This window comes from Anaerolineae bacterium (assembly GCA_016931895.1).
GTDB lineage: Bacteria > Chloroflexota > Anaerolineae > 4572-78 > J111 > JAFGNV01.
Genome location: JAFGDY010000076.1, coordinates 1 through 14,267, shown reverse-complemented (window position 1 = coordinate 14,267; position 14,267 = coordinate 1). Strand labels below are relative to the sequence as shown.

The window sequence follows — 14,267 nt, the reverse complement described above, 5'->3', positions numbered from 1 at the left end:
TTTCGGCTAACAATAAAGTTGTTTTGACTTAACCAATTTGGTATAATTAGGGCAATTCCAAAAATTTCCAGAGAAAATAGCAGGAAAAAATATGCCACCTTCAGAGGCCCAAGTTAGAGTGCCACAACCGCAAAGTCCATCCCAGCAAGCGCCCCAACAACCGCCCCAACCACGCACGCCCCGCGGCGCAGCGCAACGCCGGTTGAGCGGCCCCACACCCAGAAGTTTGAACCAGGTTTTAAGAGAAGCCGACCGGATGGTGGTCCAGGGCGAACTGGACGAATATTTACCCATACCTTGCGGCTTTGACCAAATTGACCGCTTGATCGGCGGCGGTTTGCGCCGGACAGAACTGGTTTTATTGGGTGGGCCTCAAGGTATTGGCAAAACCATTACCGCTCTCCAAATGGCCCGCAACTTGGCTCTTAATGAGGCCACTTACGCGCTTTACGTTTCTTACGAACACAGCGAAGTCCACCTCTTAAATCGCCTTATCTGCCAGGAAAGCATTGACCCCACCATTAGCGACACCAGCGGCGGCATTCGTTTGAAAGACTTGCACAATATTGTCGTCAGCAAACGCGCCCGCGAGTGGGTGCGCAATGAAGGCAACGTGGGCCTACATCAAATTTTATCACAGCATCCCAAGACTGCCAAAGCGATGGAAACAATTAATCGCTACGCCGACCGCCTGATTTTGATGAAAGCCAGCCCGGCCACCACCACCTTGAACAGTATTCGAGAAATAGCCCGCCAAATTTCCGAGGCCACCCAGGGCAAACTGGTTCTATTTATTGACTACCTGCAAAAAGTGGCTATTTACCCGGAACGCGCCGCCGACGAAAACGACAAAGTCACCATCATTGTCGAAGGTCTCAAAGATATTGCCATGACCCAAAACATTCCGGTGGTGGCTATTGTGGCCGCCGACCGGGAGGGACTGCGCAGCAAACGGATGCACCTGTATCACCTGCGTGGCAGTTCCGCCCTGGATTACGAATGTGACATTGCTATTCTCATGAACAATAAATTCCACATTTTGTCTAAAGACCATGTTTCCTTCAACCCTTACAAAAGCGAGAGCTACCGCGACTGGGTGGTCTTTACCCTGGAGAAAAACCGGGCCGGCCGGGCTATGATAGACGTGGAGTTCCAAATGCGAGCGCAGCACTTCTGCTTTAATCCCAAAGGCAATTTGGTTGAGCAGAAGCTTATTGATGAAAAGATTATTGTCGAATAAAAATTGTTGGGCCGGTGTATGTCAAGGGAACGTTTATGTCTATTTATGAAAAACCTGTTCGTTTGTTAATGAAAAATTTTGTAGATAATTTGAATATTGCAAAGGGACAAATAATAACAAGAGAGCAGGTTATTTCTTGGTTCAAAACGAATTATCCCAAAATAAAGGCTGGCACAATTGCTGCTCATCTTATAAAAATGTCTGTGAATGCCCCCAGTCGGGTTCATTACAACGTGAGTCCCGTTGGTGAGGATGATCTCTTCTACCAAATGGATAGCAGTCGTTTTAGATTATATGATGCTGACCGTGATCCGTCGCCAATTTATGAAAAAACTCAAGCTGAGAAGGTTGAAATTACATCATCTGAAGAGTTAGAAGAAGAGCGACCATCTACAGAATTTGCCTATGAAAGTGACCTGAGAAATTTTCTTTCTAAAAATCTAACGATGATTGAACCAGGTCTCAGGTTGTATGAAGAAGAAGGAATAAGCGGGGTAGAGTTTCCCGTTGGTGGTCGTTTCATTGATATTTTGGCCGTTGATAAACATAATAATTACGTCGTTATTGAACTTAAAGTATCCAGAGGGTATGATCGAGTGATTGGTCAATTACTACGATATGTGGGGTGGATAGAGGTCAATCAAGCCGAACCTTCCCAACGAGTTAGAGGCATAATAATTGCAAGAGAAATCTCATCTGACTTACGCCTTGCCACCTTAAAAATACCCGATGTCGAACTATATGAATATGAGCTATCCATCTCTCTACGAAAGGTAAAGAGGGAGGCAAACACTGTCTCCTGAAAAAAGGAGCTTTTGTGGTTTAGAGGCAGCGCTTTTGTCCCCTGTTAGGGCCACTCCGACAACATTTATACGCTACAGAGGCGATCTCCCGAGGTCGCCTCTCTTAGTTTTGCCCACCTTGACAAAGTGACTTTATGTAGACATAATATAAGAGCGAGTTTGCGAAAGATAGCTTACGATAAAGGTAAACGTTGATGCACCCAGACCCAACTAACACACCCAAGAAACCAGACCTCCTAAAAACCCGCTGGTTTTGGAGTTTATTGATTGTTATTGTTATTATTCTGGGAAGCGCCTGGATTTTGTTTTCTCGGGCCGGTAGCAGCGGAGAGGATATAGCCGGTTCAAAACCGGCCCCTGTCGCCGGGCATCCCGCCCCGGATTTTGAGTTAAAAAGCTTGGACGGTGAAGCCGTCCGTTTGAGTAACTTTGCCGGAACGCCGGTTTTGCTGAACTTTTGGGCTACCTGGTGCGGTCCCTGCCGGGCCGAGTTCCCCGATTTTCAAAAGGCTTACCTGGAAAACGGCGATAAGCTGGTGATCATAGGCGTTAATCACACCACCCTTGACCAGGCCGAACAGGTTGATGACTTTGTGGCCGAAATGGGGGCTACGTTTCCAATTGTTTTGGACAAGACCGGCCAGACGGCTGAAACTTTTCAAATCCGGGCGTTACCGACCAGTATCTTTATTGACCGGAACGGGATCATTAATGAAGTATTCACCGGTCCCATCAATAAAGCCTACATCGAGGCGAAACTGGATGAGTTATAATATAGATGTCCAGAAAAATTCCTTCCCCAAAAACAGGGTAGCAGATAAAAAGTTTGCTACTCTGCTACCTTGTTACCTATTTCAGCGGCAAAAACTTTTCTGGAGCACTATAATCAGAAGCCTTTTGTTGATCTCACTGCTTGCGGCCTGATGTTATGTGCCCTACTCTTTTGATCGGCCCGGTGGCCGTGCCAACTTATCCTTTGTTACTGCTCTTGGCCCTTTGGGCCGGGCTGTGGTTATCGGCTCGCCGGGCTGAACAACTTGGCTTAAACGGCGACCACATTTACAACGCCGGTTTGTACGGTTTTCTGGCCGGTATTCTGGGCGCCCGGCTCTGGTTTGTGCTGGCGCATTGGGAGAATTATGCGCCCGATCTAACCCAGGCTTTCTCCCTTTCCCGGAGCGCGCTCTCGGCCGGGGAAGGCATTATTATGGCCGGGATAGTGGGGCTGATTTACCTGCAACGCAATCGGGTGCCGTTGGGCTTATTTTTGGATGCGGCAGCTCCGGGTTTGGCCCTGGCCCTGGTTATTGGCCCTGTGGGGGCGTTTTTGGGCGGCGTAGCCCTGGGCGCGCCCGCAAATTGGCCCTGGGCGGTGGAGATAGCCGGCATCGCCCGCCACCCTGTCCAACTTTACGAAGCGCTGGCCGGTCTGATGATCTTGATCATTCTCTACTTGGCCCGAAACTGGCGTCCATGGCCCGGCTTTCAATTCTGGTCGTTTGTGGTTCTGTACGGTTTGGCCCGCCTGCTGCTGGAAATCTTTCGGGCGCGGCCTTACCTGATTGGCGACCATTACCGGGCGGCGCAAATAATGGCCCTGGCGGCCATAGTTGTAGCCCTAGCCGTTATGGCCTATAATTTTACCCAGGATACCAAAGAGATTCCCGAAAAACAATGAAACTATCAAACTCACAAATCCTGATTGAGCAAATTGCCCTGTTGTTTGCCAGCCTTGTTTGGACAATCGTGGTGCTGGTCGTCATCAGTATGTTTTGGGTTTACCAGGACGTGCAGACCCGCTGGAATTTTGTTTTGCACGCGCCGCCCGAAGCCCTGGCCCAGGCCGCCCCACCCACCGCCACCCCATCGCCGACCATGACCCCCTGGCGCGGTCCCGGCCCCACTATGACCCCCACCGCCACCAAACCGCCGACCCCCACCGCCACCCGGGTGGTTCAACCGCCCGATATTCTGCCCGAAACGCTCAATGCGGATGATCCCCTGCCTGTTGTTGTTGACGGCGGAGAACAAGCCAGCACTGCCCCCCCCACGCCGCTGCCAACCCTCATCTCCCCCCACCCCGAACAAAATCCATCCCCTCCTCCGGCCGCATCCCCACCGGAAGCGCCCCAACCAGACGTGGTGGAAGAAAATATACCCACCCGGTTGATCATCGAATCGGTGGGCATTGATGCGGTGGTAGTGCCGGTCGGGTGGTACACCGTTGAACAGGGCGGGCGGCAGTATAGTATCTGGCAGGTGGCCGATAATGCCGTTGGCTGGCATGAAACCTCGGCTCACCTGGGACAACCCGGCAATTCGGTGATGACGGGCCATCACAATGTTAAAGGCGAGGTCTTCCGCGACCTGGTCAACGTGGAAGTGGGAGATAAAGTGGTGGTTTATGCCGGTAACCACTCTTTTGAGTACCAGATTGAACTAAAAACCATTGTCAAAGAAAAGGATGAATCGCTGGAAGCGCGCCAGCGCAACGCCCAATGGATCGCGGCCACCGACGACGAGCGTTTGACTTTTGTCACCTGCTGGCCCTATACTAACAATACCCACCGAGTTATTGTGGTGGCCAAACCGCTTTGAGAAATAGCCATTGCATGATTTTTCCGTTGGTCGCTCTGGCGCTCAACGGAATTCGTGGGAATTCGTTTGGGGTTCCCCTCAATTCCCCGGCACATAAACCGGAAATTTCCAAACCTGAAGAGTTATCAAATGGGTTTGTTTGACCTCATCACCAAAATACGCCGTAACCACGGCCTGGAACACGCCACCGTTCACGTTCTTAGCCAAAAAAATAAAAATATGGCCCTGGTGGGCCGCAGTGATTGGAACGGGTTTACGCTTTATGGGCCGGTTGACACGCTCGCGGTCAATCAGGCGGCCCACGAAGCCCTGCAGCGGCTGCGCCGGGGAGAGAGCCATTTGGCTGTTCATCCCCGCTGTGGTACAGTATTGGCCGCCACCGGCCTGTTGACGGGTTTGGCCGCGTTCCTGGCCATCAGCCTGGACGGCCGCAATTCCGGCAGCCGTTTTCGATGGGCGGCTATTCCCGCGGCCATAATGGCCGCCACCCTGGCTGGCATTATAGCTCAACCGCTTGGCCTGATGCTTCAGGAGCGTTATACCGTCAGCGGTAATCCCGGCCGTCTGGAAATCAAAAGAATTGGTCAATACTCCCTGGGCCAACTCATTGTTCACCGGATTGAAACTACCCAGTAAAATAAATAGGAATTACACAGTTGGATGTTTAAATGTCATTTCGAGCGAAGAATGAGCGAGAAATCTCTGAGAAGTTCGTTTGCAAACGGCCATATTAGAGATCTCTCGTCGCAAGCTCCTCGAAATGACCTGAACTGCGTAACTCCTAATAACTTCGGATGATGCGCTAGACCGCCTATGCTCTACCTTTTTCACGGTCCCGATGATTTAATTCATACCCAAAAAATAGCCGCGTTAAAAGCGGCCATGGGCGATACCGCCTCGGCCGGTTTGAGCACCACTCAACTCGACGGCCAGGGCTTAACGCTCAGTGAAATCCGGCATCACACCGATACTCTGCCCCTGCTGGTAAACAAACGGCTGGTCATTGTCAACGGTTATCTCCGCTACGTGGCCGGGCAACCCGAGGCGCTGCAAGCCCTGGTGGCCTACCTGCCTCACCTACCCTCTTCTACCGACCTGGTGCTGGTGGAACGAGAGGCGCTGGACAAAAATCATCCCGTGCTGAAAATAGCCGGGGAAAAGGGCGTAGTTCACTTTGCCGGCATTGATCCCAACAATTTGCAGCCGTGGATTGTCAAACGGGCCAAAGAACTGGGTGCCAACATCGAGCCAGGCGCAGCCGCCTTGTTGGGCCGGCTGGTCGGTCCAAAGCTACGCATCCTCAACAATGAACTTGAAAAGTTGGCGCTTTACGTTGGCCGGCAGCGTCCCATTCAAAAAGCCGATGTTGACCTGCTGGTAACCTACACTGAAGAAGCCGAAAGATTTGGCATAGCCAACGCCATTGGCCAGCGCAACGCCCGGCGCGCTTATGACCAGATGCACAAAGAGTTGGACGAAGGCAAAAACCCTATGGCTATTTTGGGTGGTATTGCCGCCCAAATCAGGGCGTTAATTGAGGTAAAAGATATGGCCGAGCGAGGCCTGACGCCGGCAGAGATTGCCCGCATCAAAGGCTGGCGCAGCGATTACGCGGCCCAGGCCCGGCTCAAAGAAGCCGCCAATTTTTCAATGACCCGCCTGGAACAAATTTTGGAAATGCTTCTGGAGATTGACCTGGCCATCAAAACAGGCCGGATAGACGGTTTGCTGGCTCTGGATACCCTGATTGCCAACCTGTGTACCGTCTCTGGCCCATAAATCATTCCAGAACCTCTACCGTTCCCTGCTCCCCATCCACCACCACTTTTGCGCCTGTTTTGAGTTGTGCTATGGGAATTTTGTCCACGCAGGGGATCTCAGAAATGATGCAGCCCACCGCCGTAATCGTCTCACATTCGGCGTTGATGATGGCCAGCGGGGCCAGGCCGTTGCGCCGCAACCGATATAACGTGTAAGACCCCACCGTTGATCCCTTGCCCGTTGGAAAGGCCAATACTTTGCCCTTGATGGATTGGCCCTCAATCTCGTGACCTCGCTCTACCACCAGTCCGGTATCCGGGTCCACGCCGCCAAAAAAAGAGAGGCCCATGGCCGTGACCAGCGCCTCGCCTTCAACCCGGCCTTGATAAATTTTGCGTCCCTGAAATTTCATTTTAGGGCCTCCGCTACTACTTCATCAAAGGGCTTGAGCACTGTTTTGAATTTGTTCTTGGCGTAAGCATAATAACAGGCCTTGGCGCTATCCGTAGCCAGGGCCTTAAACCGGCCCTTGATCGGCGCTACCACGCAGCAGGTGTCGGCAGCAAATTTTGCGCCGCTGGCTTCGATGATCTGGGTGTAGCCCATCATATCGGCCACTTGTTTGGTGGGTCGGGCCGTAGTCAGCCAAAATTCTTTGGTCACTTTTTTGCCCTTGAGCAACGCCGCCAGCCGGGCAATTTCGTTAAGGGACAGGTGCGGGCAGCCCAGGCTGACAAAGTCAACGTCATCAGCAGCGGCATCGTTTAGCGATTCATTGGCCGCTTCAAGATCGGCCTGGGTGACAGTGATGACCGCCTGGGGCGGGGTCATTTGGGCCGCTTCGGGCGTGATCCCGGGCATGTGAAACAGCGCCGCGCCGCCGTAGGTGGCAAGGCTGGCGCAAAACGATTTTAGCTGCTCCACCGAGGCTTGTTCAATCCCCTGAATGTAAGACACCGGCCTCTCGCATGCCGCGGCCAACCTCTCCCCAATAACCTTTCCCAAAGCGCCAAACTCATTATTTTCGGCGGGCCGCCCTTCAACTATAACGGTCAGCGTAGGCCGGCGATTTTGGGCCAAATGATAGCCGTATTCCGGCGTGCGCCCGGTCAACGCGGCAGCCAGGGCGCTGGGGCCGCCTTCTCGATTGCTGCGCGCGCCCAGCACCGAGTTGGCGTAACACACCGCGCTGCTTTCGGCCCAGGCAATGTGTTCGCCAAAGTGGGGGGTATTGCCAAACAAGTAGGGCGTGCAGGAGCAAGTGGTGATCACGTTCATCCGGGCAAAGGCGGCCAGCACCCGTTTTTGGTTGCGGGCAAATTCCGGGCCAATGCCCAGGGCCGGCCAGTTCTCCACGTCCATCCCGGCAGGGTTGAGCGTGGTCAGCACGCGGGTTTGGCCGCCGCCATCGGCCATCTCGGTCAAAAACTCCAGCCCGGCTTCGCCCAAGTTTTCGTAGCTTACCCCGGCAATTTGCACCGACGTCACCGGCGTCATGCGCGCGGCTTCGTAAATAGCGCCCAACGCCGCCAAAATTTCCATTGCCTTTTGGGTAGCCGGCCCGTATTGCCCGGCCAGCATTTTTTGTTCTTCGGGGGTCAGGTTCATATTTCTAATTCTTGATCTCCGCTTCCACAAAACTGCCCACATTCACCTCCGGGAACGGCACTTTATCAAATGTTTTGCCCTGGGCCGCCAGGGGTTTGGTCAAATCAAAACCAAGTTTGGTGGTCAGATTGGCGCCCGGCTCGGCGCTGGGATCAAGGCTGGAGCCGGGTTCCCTGTTTTTGATTACCAGGTCCCGGTCGCCCTGAAAACGGGTGGCCATGGCCCACTCCACTGCCAGCGGGTCATAAATGTTGATGTCTTTATCTACCACAAACACGTGTTTGCAGGAACGATGCCCGGCAAAAGCGGCGTGAATGGCCTTTAGCCCGTCGTCCTCCGCCTGTTTGTCAATTTGCACAATGGCGTGCAGCCACGAACAACCGCCGGGATCAACATTGACGTTCAGGCAGTTCACCACCCGGTTCACCTCTTTAAAAATGGTCGGCTCGCGCGGCATGCCCATCAACAACTTATGTTCCAAACCGCCAGGCAGCAAGGCCTGCCACATGGCCTCGCGGCGATGGGTAATGGCCTTTACCACCAACACCGGCTCCTGCCGGATAACGTCCTGGGTTTCGGTCAGGTCAACAAGGGGGCCTTCAGGGTGGCGGCGGCGCAAATAGACCGTGCCTTCCAAAACAAATTCGGCTTCCGCCGGGATGAGCAGGTCAACCGTTTTGGCCCTGGTCAACAGCAACGGTTCCAGGGCATTGGCAATTTCTAACTCGTCCACGCCCAGGTCCACCGAGATGGCGGCAGCGGCCAAAACATTGGGCGGATTGCCAATGCAAATAGCAACATCCACCGCTTCTAAATCTTGCAAAAATTTGTCAAAATGGCGATTTTTGACCACGCGGACGGCCATTTCGGTGGGGGAGAATTGCATGCAGCGATGAAAGTCGGCGTTTTGGCCATACCGGGGGTGTTTGGCAATTACCACACCGGAACTGATGTAGTTGCCGCCGTCGTTATGGCAATGTTTGAGGATGGGCAACGCGTTCAGGTTTGGCGCTGTTTGCACCACTTCCTGGCAAGGCGCGTTGTCAACAATTTTGCCGGGCAAATGGTTGTCAATGGCCGCGATCAGGGTGGGAATGATGTCAGCAATTTGAAGGCCAAAATAATCGGCAAAAGCGGCTTTAGTACAAAAAAGATTGCCAATAACCCTAAAGGGCGACTCTTTGACGTTTTCAAACAAAACGGGTTGGGGTTCCAATTGTTTGAGGACCCCGGCAATTTGGTAAGTTTTTGAAATGGGTTTGCCGATTGTGACCAACTCGCCCCGGGCTGCCAATTTTTCAACATAATCTCTGAACGCCATAATTTTCACCGATTTACTGTTATTTCTCACACGGCAATCTCTGCTTTGATGGGGGGATGATGCTGATAATTTTCCAACAAAAAATCTTCATACTCAAAATCAAAAAGGGATTTGACCGCCGGATTGAGTTTTAGTTGCGGCAGGGGATAGGGCCGGCGCGACAGTTGCAGGTTGACCTGGTCCAGGTGATTGAGATAAATGTGGGCGTCGCCCAAGGTATGCACAAACTCACCCGGCGACAGGCCACAGACCTGGGCCACCATCATGGTGAGCAAAGCGTAAGAGGCGATGTTGAACGGCACGCCCAAGAAAATATCGGCGCTGCGCTGATAAAGCTGGCACGATAGTTGGCCGTTGGCCACGTAAAATTGAAAAAAGCAGTGGCAAGGCGGCAGTGCCATTTGGTCAAGATAAGCCACATTCCAGGCCGATACGATGTGCCGCCGGGAGTCGGGATTGTTTTTTATCTGCTCAAGCACCTGCTGCATCTGGTCAATCGTTCTGCCATCAGGCGCAGGCCAACTGCGCCATTGATAGCCATAGATAGGGCCTAATTCGCCACTTTCGTCGGCCCACTCGTTCCAAATTTTTACCCCATGCTCATTGAGATATTTGATGTTGGTACTGCCCTGGAGAAACCAGAGCAACTCATAGCCAATGGATTTAAAATGCACGCGTTTGGTGGTTACCAGGGGAAAGCGGTGGGCCAGATCAAAGCGCATTTGATACCCAAATACGCTGATGGTGCCAACGCCGGTGCGGTCCTGCTTTTTGACCCCGCGCGCCAGGACGTGGCGCATCAAATCAAGGTATTGCTGCATAACCTCCTCCTTTTATACGCCATCCCGCTCGCCCAAGATATTGGCAAACCAATCTTGGGTGTTCTTGGCCGGGGAGGCAGGGATGACGTTTTTGATGATGCCCAACCCAACCATGTTATTTTTTACCTGGTCAATGTCAACGGCCACCAGGGCATATTGTTGGGCCACGTCCATTTGTTCTCTGATAACCCTAGCCCGTCCCCGGATACTCACGGCCACACCGGGCGGGGACACAACGGTTATCGCAATCCGGCCGTCGCGGCAGAGATTGGCATAGGTGTTATGGGCGCGATAGCAGAGGAAACGAAGCGACCGGGTGGTTACGGCCCGCAGGCTGCCAAAGGGCGCCGTATGCGGCGTTCCCTCCGGGTCTAGGGTGGCAATAATGGCCACCGGATTAAATACACTATCGGCCTGGCGCAAAACCGTAAACACTTCAAGGGGAAGTTCAGGCACGGTTTGCCAAAGGGGAGAGTCTATAGCTTCCAGGGGTTGGCGCTCTGTCATAACTTTCTTCCTTTTTTGTCAGTGCAAATTCGGTCGGTCAAATATTCCCTGTGGCGGCACATTCTACCCTAAAGCGGACAAATGGGCAACGACGTTCAGAAGCGTTGGGCGCATTATTCCATCACTTCCACCGTCACCTCCCTGGCCTTGATCTCATTTCCATTTTTATCAACTCCCACCGCCTCAAAGGTATAAACGCCCGGCTTCATTTGCCACATTGTTTCCGCTTCTTGGGCCAGCAGTTGGCCGTTGACCAACAGCGAAACCCCCGCTACCTCCACCCCTTCTGCCGGGCGGACGCTAACCTGGATTTTTTGTTTCTCTATCGGAATATCCGGCGACAGGCGAAAAACGCTGCCCTGGTCGGGGCTGGTGAAAACCAGACCGGCGTGGGGAGAGGAGAGAGGAACACCAAGAGCGCTGGTCTGGCTGATTTGCTGGCTTGCTGCTTTGTCTACTTCCTGTTCCGGGCAAAACGGCGAATAGAGGTCCGGCGGCTGGGATACACCCTGTTTGTTAACCCAGGCTTGGGCTTCGGACGGATAGAGAGTGAAGGCCCGGAAGGTCACAAATTCAAGGAGGCAGCCCGGCCCGGCTCGCAAACCGTTGCGCCGGTCCAGGGCAATGTTTTGATGCCAATCGTCAAGGCGCTGCGGTTCAGTGCCTTCGATAAAAAGTTCGGTAATGGTATGGGGACAAGGAATAGGGAATTGTGAACTGTGAATTGTGAATTGTGAATTGTGAATTGTGAATTGTGAATTGTGAATTGGATTTGGTTGGGCTTTGAATGCTACGGGTACAACGGGCAATAAGCCGTTATCGGCGCAGACCGCTGCCTCAACCAAGCCGTCAGGCCTATAAAATTCACGGGCGGGACGGGCTTTGTGCAGTTCTTCCATTATGTCGTGCCAGATGGGGGCCGCGCCGGTGACGCCGGACACGTGGCGCATTGGCTCGTTGTCGGCGTTGCCGGCCCACACGCCCACCACTAAATCGGGGGTGTAACCCACGGTCCAGTTGTCGCGCCAATCCTGGGTGGTGCCGGTTTTGGCCGCCGCCGGGCGGGAGAGGCGGAGCGGGCTGCCAGGGCCAAAGGTGGAACGGCGGGCGTAATTGTCGCTCAGAATATCGGTGATGAGGTAGGCGGTGCGGGCATCCATTACCTGGGGGCCGGGATTGAGGTTTTTGGGCGACACGTAGATCAAGCGGCCCTCATGATCGGTGATCCGGCTGATGGCTATCGGCTCCGCCCCCCGCCCGCCGTTAGCAAAGGCAGCGTAGGCTGAGGTCAATTCCACCAGCCGCACTTCGCCCCCGCCCAGGGTGAGGGCCAGGCCAAAATTTTTGTTATCAAAAGTGGTAATGCCCATTTGCCGGGCCAGGTCAACCATGGTGTCCAGCCCCACGTAATCCAGCACTTTGACGGCAATGAGGTTATAGCTGCTGGCCAAACTCTGGCGCAGCAACACCGGGCCGCGCCAGGTGCGGTCGTAGTTTTCAGGCACATAGGGTTGGCCTTCTTTGGTCACAAAAGCAGTGCGCACATCCACCATCATCGAGGCCGGCGTGAGCGGCTCATAGCCATAGGCAGCGGCAAAGCCGGGGTCAAAGGCGGCGGCGTAGGTGATGGGTTTGATGGAAGAGCCGGGCTGGCGCGTGGCCATGGTGGCGTTGACCGCCCCATCAATGCGCGGGTCAAAATAGTTGGGGCTGCCGAGCATGGTCAAAATCTCGCCGGTGGTAGGGCCCAGCACCACCACGGCGGCATTACGCACGTTGCGTGGGGGTTGGCCATCCTCCTGCTTGGACAGTTCGGCCAACCGGTACCGCGCGATACGCTGCGCGGTGTTTTGCATATTGAGGTCGAGCGTGGTGTAAACCTGCAAGCCCTGGCGGTAGATGGCCTCCAGGCCGTAGGTTCTTTCCAACTCGCCCCGCACAAACATCACAAAATGAGGCGCTTTGATGGGAAAGGGAATGGCGGCAAACCCCAACTTTTCGCTGCGGGCGCTGTCGGCTTCAGCGGCGGTAAGGCTGCCGTGTTTGACCATTAAATCCAGCACCACATTTTGCCGCGCTTTGGCCGCGCTGGGATTTTCCAGGGGATTATAATTGGCCGGACTTTGCGGCAGACCGGCCAGCATAGCACATTCGGCCAGATCAAGTTCGGCGGCGTGTTTGCCAAAATAGGTGCGGCTGGCCGCCTCAATGCCGTAAGCCAGGTTGCCGTAGTAGGTTTCGTTAAGGTAGAGGGTGAGAATTTCATCTTTGCCGTAGGCCCGGGCCAGACGCCAGGCCAGGATAGCCTCGCGCAGTTTGCGGGTCAAACTGACCTCCACCCGTTCTTGGGGCGAGAGCAGCAGGTTGCGGGCCAATTGTTGGGTAATGGTGCTGCCGCCGCTCAACACCTCGCCGCCTTTGAGGTTAATGTACAGGGCGCGGATGATGGCCCAGGCATCCACGCCGGGGTTGCGGTAAAAGCTGGCGTCTTCGGTGGCGATGGTGGCTTCAACGCAGGCGGGCGGAATTTCGGCCAGGGCCAGGGGGGTATGCAAGCCCTGGTGAGGGTCGGTGATTTCGTAGAGCAGCGTGCCGTGCCGGTCGTAGATTTTGGTGGAGGGGGCGGCGGTGTATTGGTAAAGTTCGTTGGGCCGGGGCAGGTCAACCAGCAGCCATTGGTGGATAATGACGGCCAGCGCCAGAATCATTAGCATCACAACTACGCTGAAGATGATGACTTTTTGTTGGCGTAAAATAGATTTCATGGAAAGATTTGTCTATGCCGGATAAAGACCCACAACACTACATGCCATTATTGTACCACAAATTGCCGAGATTTGCGGGGCTGAGAGAAGGTGAACGGCAGTTGGTGAGCCAACGACAAAGCCATTGGCAAACCGTAGGGTTTTTGTGGCGCAATTGTGGGGAGATGTTGCAAAATCAGAGGGTCTTTTTTAGCCGCGTGAGCAGGGAAAATTTGCGCAAAATTATTCGGGTGGCGTCCAATAGGTGAAACCGGGCACAATGATAACTTTGGCGCCAATTTCAACCCAATCATACAGGGTGGCCGCATCTTCATCGCTCAGGATAACGCAACCGTAGGAGACGCGCTGGCCCAAGTAGCCGTCCCATAATTTGTAGCCGGTGTGTTTGACAATGGGCAAAGCGTGGATGCCGTTTTCCAATGGGCCGGACCAGTAAATACCCATCCAGTAGGGCATATCCAAATTCCAGGTGCTGGCGTAGGCCACGTCAATTTTGTCTAAAATTTCAAACTCGCCAATGGCGGTATCGCGGCCCGGCTCGCCGGTGGAGACCACAAAATCAAAAACTTGCCGGCCGTCTTCGTAAACGTGCATGCGCTGCTCGGCAATGCCAATGACAATGAGCCTATTTGGGGAGGGTTTGGACAGGGGCGTAGCCAAAGGCGTTTGCGGGGCCAGGGCAAACTCAATTTCAGCAATTTGGCGGTAGGGTTCATCCAAGTCTGGGCGCAAGGTGACGGCAGATGCAAAAGCTTCTCTAGCAGTCTGTCGGAGAGAACCAGAGAAGGATCTCATAACTGCCAAAATGGTCTAGTTTTGACGAAAAATGTGCTCCAAATGAAC

The 14,267-nt window shown here is 53.9% G+C and carries 14 protein-coding genes; 7 read left to right on the top strand and 7 right to left on the bottom strand.

Annotated elements, in window-relative coordinates:
* The first annotated feature begins 91 nt into the window (after positions 1-91).
* From JW953_06115 to holA, 7 genes are all read left to right on the top strand, one after another.
* The gene (locus tag JW953_06115; protein MBN1992259.1) at positions 92-1,240 is read left to right on the top strand and encodes an AAA family ATPase; all 1,149 of its coding nucleotides are present in this window, start codon (positions 92-94) and stop codon (positions 1,238-1,240) included.
* A 35-nt stretch (positions 1,241-1,275) separates the two neighbouring features.
* Positions 1,276-2,043, top strand: a complete 768-nt coding sequence (locus JW953_06110; protein ID MBN1992258.1) for a DUF91 domain-containing protein — start codon at positions 1,276-1,278, stop codon at positions 2,041-2,043.
* Positions 2,044-2,306: 263 nt separating this feature from the next.
* A complete protein-coding gene (locus JW953_06105; protein MBN1992257.1) occupies positions 2,307-2,816 on the top strand; it encodes a TlpA family protein disulfide reductase in 510 nt (169 codons plus the stop codon).
* Positions 2,817-2,971: 155 nt separating this feature from the next.
* Complete coding sequence (locus JW953_06100) at positions 2,972-3,721, top strand: prolipoprotein diacylglyceryl transferase (GenBank protein MBN1992256.1); 750 nt, start codon at positions 2,972-2,974, stop codon at positions 3,719-3,721.
* The gene (locus JW953_06095; protein ID MBN1992255.1) at positions 3,718-4,641 is read left to right on the top strand and encodes a sortase; all 924 of its coding nucleotides are present in this window, start codon (positions 3,718-3,720) and stop codon (positions 4,639-4,641) included. Before JW953_06100 ends, JW953_06095 begins: the two co-directional genes overlap by 4 nt.
* 129 nt (positions 4,642-4,770) lie before the next feature.
* A complete protein-coding gene (locus tag JW953_06090; GenBank protein MBN1992254.1) occupies positions 4,771-5,277 on the top strand; it encodes a hypothetical protein in 507 nt (168 codons plus the stop codon).
* A 177-nt stretch (positions 5,278-5,454) separates the two neighbouring features.
* Positions 5,455-6,420 carry a DNA polymerase III subunit delta gene (gene holA, locus JW953_06085; protein MBN1992253.1) on the top strand — a complete coding sequence of 322 codons (966 nt, stop codon included), beginning with the start codon at positions 5,455-5,457 and terminating at the stop codon, positions 6,418-6,420.
* 1 nt (position 6,421) lies between these two features.
* Here the strand turns inward: holA and JW953_06080 are convergent, their stop codons facing one another.
* The 7 genes from JW953_06080 to JW953_06050 all read right to left on the bottom strand — a co-directional run bounded on the left by JW953_06080 (position 6,422) and on the right by JW953_06050 (position 14,144).
* The gene (locus JW953_06080; GenBank protein MBN1992252.1) at positions 6,422-6,814 is read right to left on the bottom strand and encodes a DUF126 domain-containing protein; all 393 of its coding nucleotides are present in this window, start codon (positions 6,812-6,814) and stop codon (positions 6,422-6,424) included.
* Entirely contained in the window at positions 6,811-8,010 is a 1,200-nt protein-coding gene (locus tag JW953_06075) for an aconitase X catalytic domain-containing protein (GenBank protein MBN1992251.1), read from the bottom strand. Before JW953_06075 ends, JW953_06080 begins: the two co-directional genes overlap by 4 nt.
* 4 nt (positions 8,011-8,014) lie before the next feature.
* The gene (locus JW953_06070; GenBank protein ID MBN1992250.1) at positions 8,015-9,331 is read right to left on the bottom strand and encodes a UbiD family decarboxylase; all 1,317 of its coding nucleotides are present in this window, start codon (positions 9,329-9,331) and stop codon (positions 8,015-8,017) included.
* A gap of 26 nt (positions 9,332-9,357) precedes the next feature.
* Positions 9,358-10,152, bottom strand: coding sequence for a thymidylate synthase (locus JW953_06065; protein ID MBN1992249.1), 795 nt, complete (start codon positions 10,150-10,152; stop codon positions 9,358-9,360).
* Between the two features lie 12 nt (positions 10,153-10,164).
* On the bottom strand, positions 10,165-10,659 hold the full coding sequence (locus JW953_06060; protein MBN1992248.1) for a pyridoxamine 5'-phosphate oxidase family protein: 495 nt from the start codon (positions 10,657-10,659) through the stop codon (positions 10,165-10,167).
* 113 nt (positions 10,660-10,772) lie between these two features.
* Entirely contained in the window at positions 10,773-13,424 is a 2,652-nt protein-coding gene (locus JW953_06055) for a PBP1A family penicillin-binding protein (protein MBN1992247.1), read from the bottom strand.
* Between the two features lie 222 nt (positions 13,425-13,646).
* Entirely contained in the window at positions 13,647-14,144 is a 498-nt protein-coding gene (locus JW953_06050; GenBank protein ID MBN1992246.1) for a L,D-transpeptidase, read from the bottom strand.
* Positions 14,145-14,267: the final 123 nt, after the last annotated feature.

What these genes read in the sequence shown, in the direction of transcription:
- JW953_06115 (MBN1992259.1), top strand. Translation starts at nt 92, where the DNA reads ATGCCACCTTCAGAGGCCCAAGTTAGAGTGCCACAACCGCAAAGTCCA.
- JW953_06110 (MBN1992258.1), top strand. Translation starts at nt 1,276, where the DNA reads ATGTCTATTTATGAAAAACCTGTTCGTTTGTTAATGAAAAATTTTGTA.
- JW953_06100 (MBN1992256.1), top strand. Translation starts at nt 2,972, where the DNA reads ATGTGCCCTACTCTTTTGATCGGCCCGGTGGCCGTGCCAACTTATCCT.
- JW953_06095 (MBN1992255.1), top strand. Translation starts at nt 3,718, where the DNA reads ATGAAACTATCAAACTCACAAATCCTGATTGAGCAAATTGCCCTGTTG.
- JW953_06090 (MBN1992254.1), top strand. Translation starts at nt 4,771, where the DNA reads ATGGGTTTGTTTGACCTCATCACCAAAATACGCCGTAACCACGGCCTG.
- holA (MBN1992253.1), top strand. Translation starts at nt 5,455, where the DNA reads ATGCTCTACCTTTTTCACGGTCCCGATGATTTAATTCATACCCAAAAA.
- JW953_06080 (MBN1992252.1), bottom strand. Translation starts at nt 6,814, where the DNA reads ATGAAATTTCAGGGACGCAAAATTTATCAAGGCCGGGTTGAAGGCGAG.
- JW953_06075 (MBN1992251.1), bottom strand. Translation starts at nt 8,010, where the DNA reads ATGAACCTGACCCCCGAAGAACAAAAAATGCTGGCCGGGCAATACGGG.
- JW953_06070 (MBN1992250.1), bottom strand. Translation starts at nt 9,331, where the DNA reads ATGGCGTTCAGAGATTATGTTGAAAAATTGGCAGCCCGGGGCGAGTTG.
- JW953_06065 (MBN1992249.1), bottom strand. Translation starts at nt 10,152, where the DNA reads ATGCAGCAATACCTTGATTTGATGCGCCACGTCCTGGCGCGCGGGGTC.
- JW953_06060 (MBN1992248.1), bottom strand. Translation starts at nt 10,659, where the DNA reads ATGACAGAGCGCCAACCCCTGGAAGCTATAGACTCTCCCCTTTGGCAA.
- JW953_06055 (MBN1992247.1), bottom strand. Translation starts at nt 13,424, where the DNA reads ATGAAATCTATTTTACGCCAACAAAAAGTCATCATCTTCAGCGTAGTT.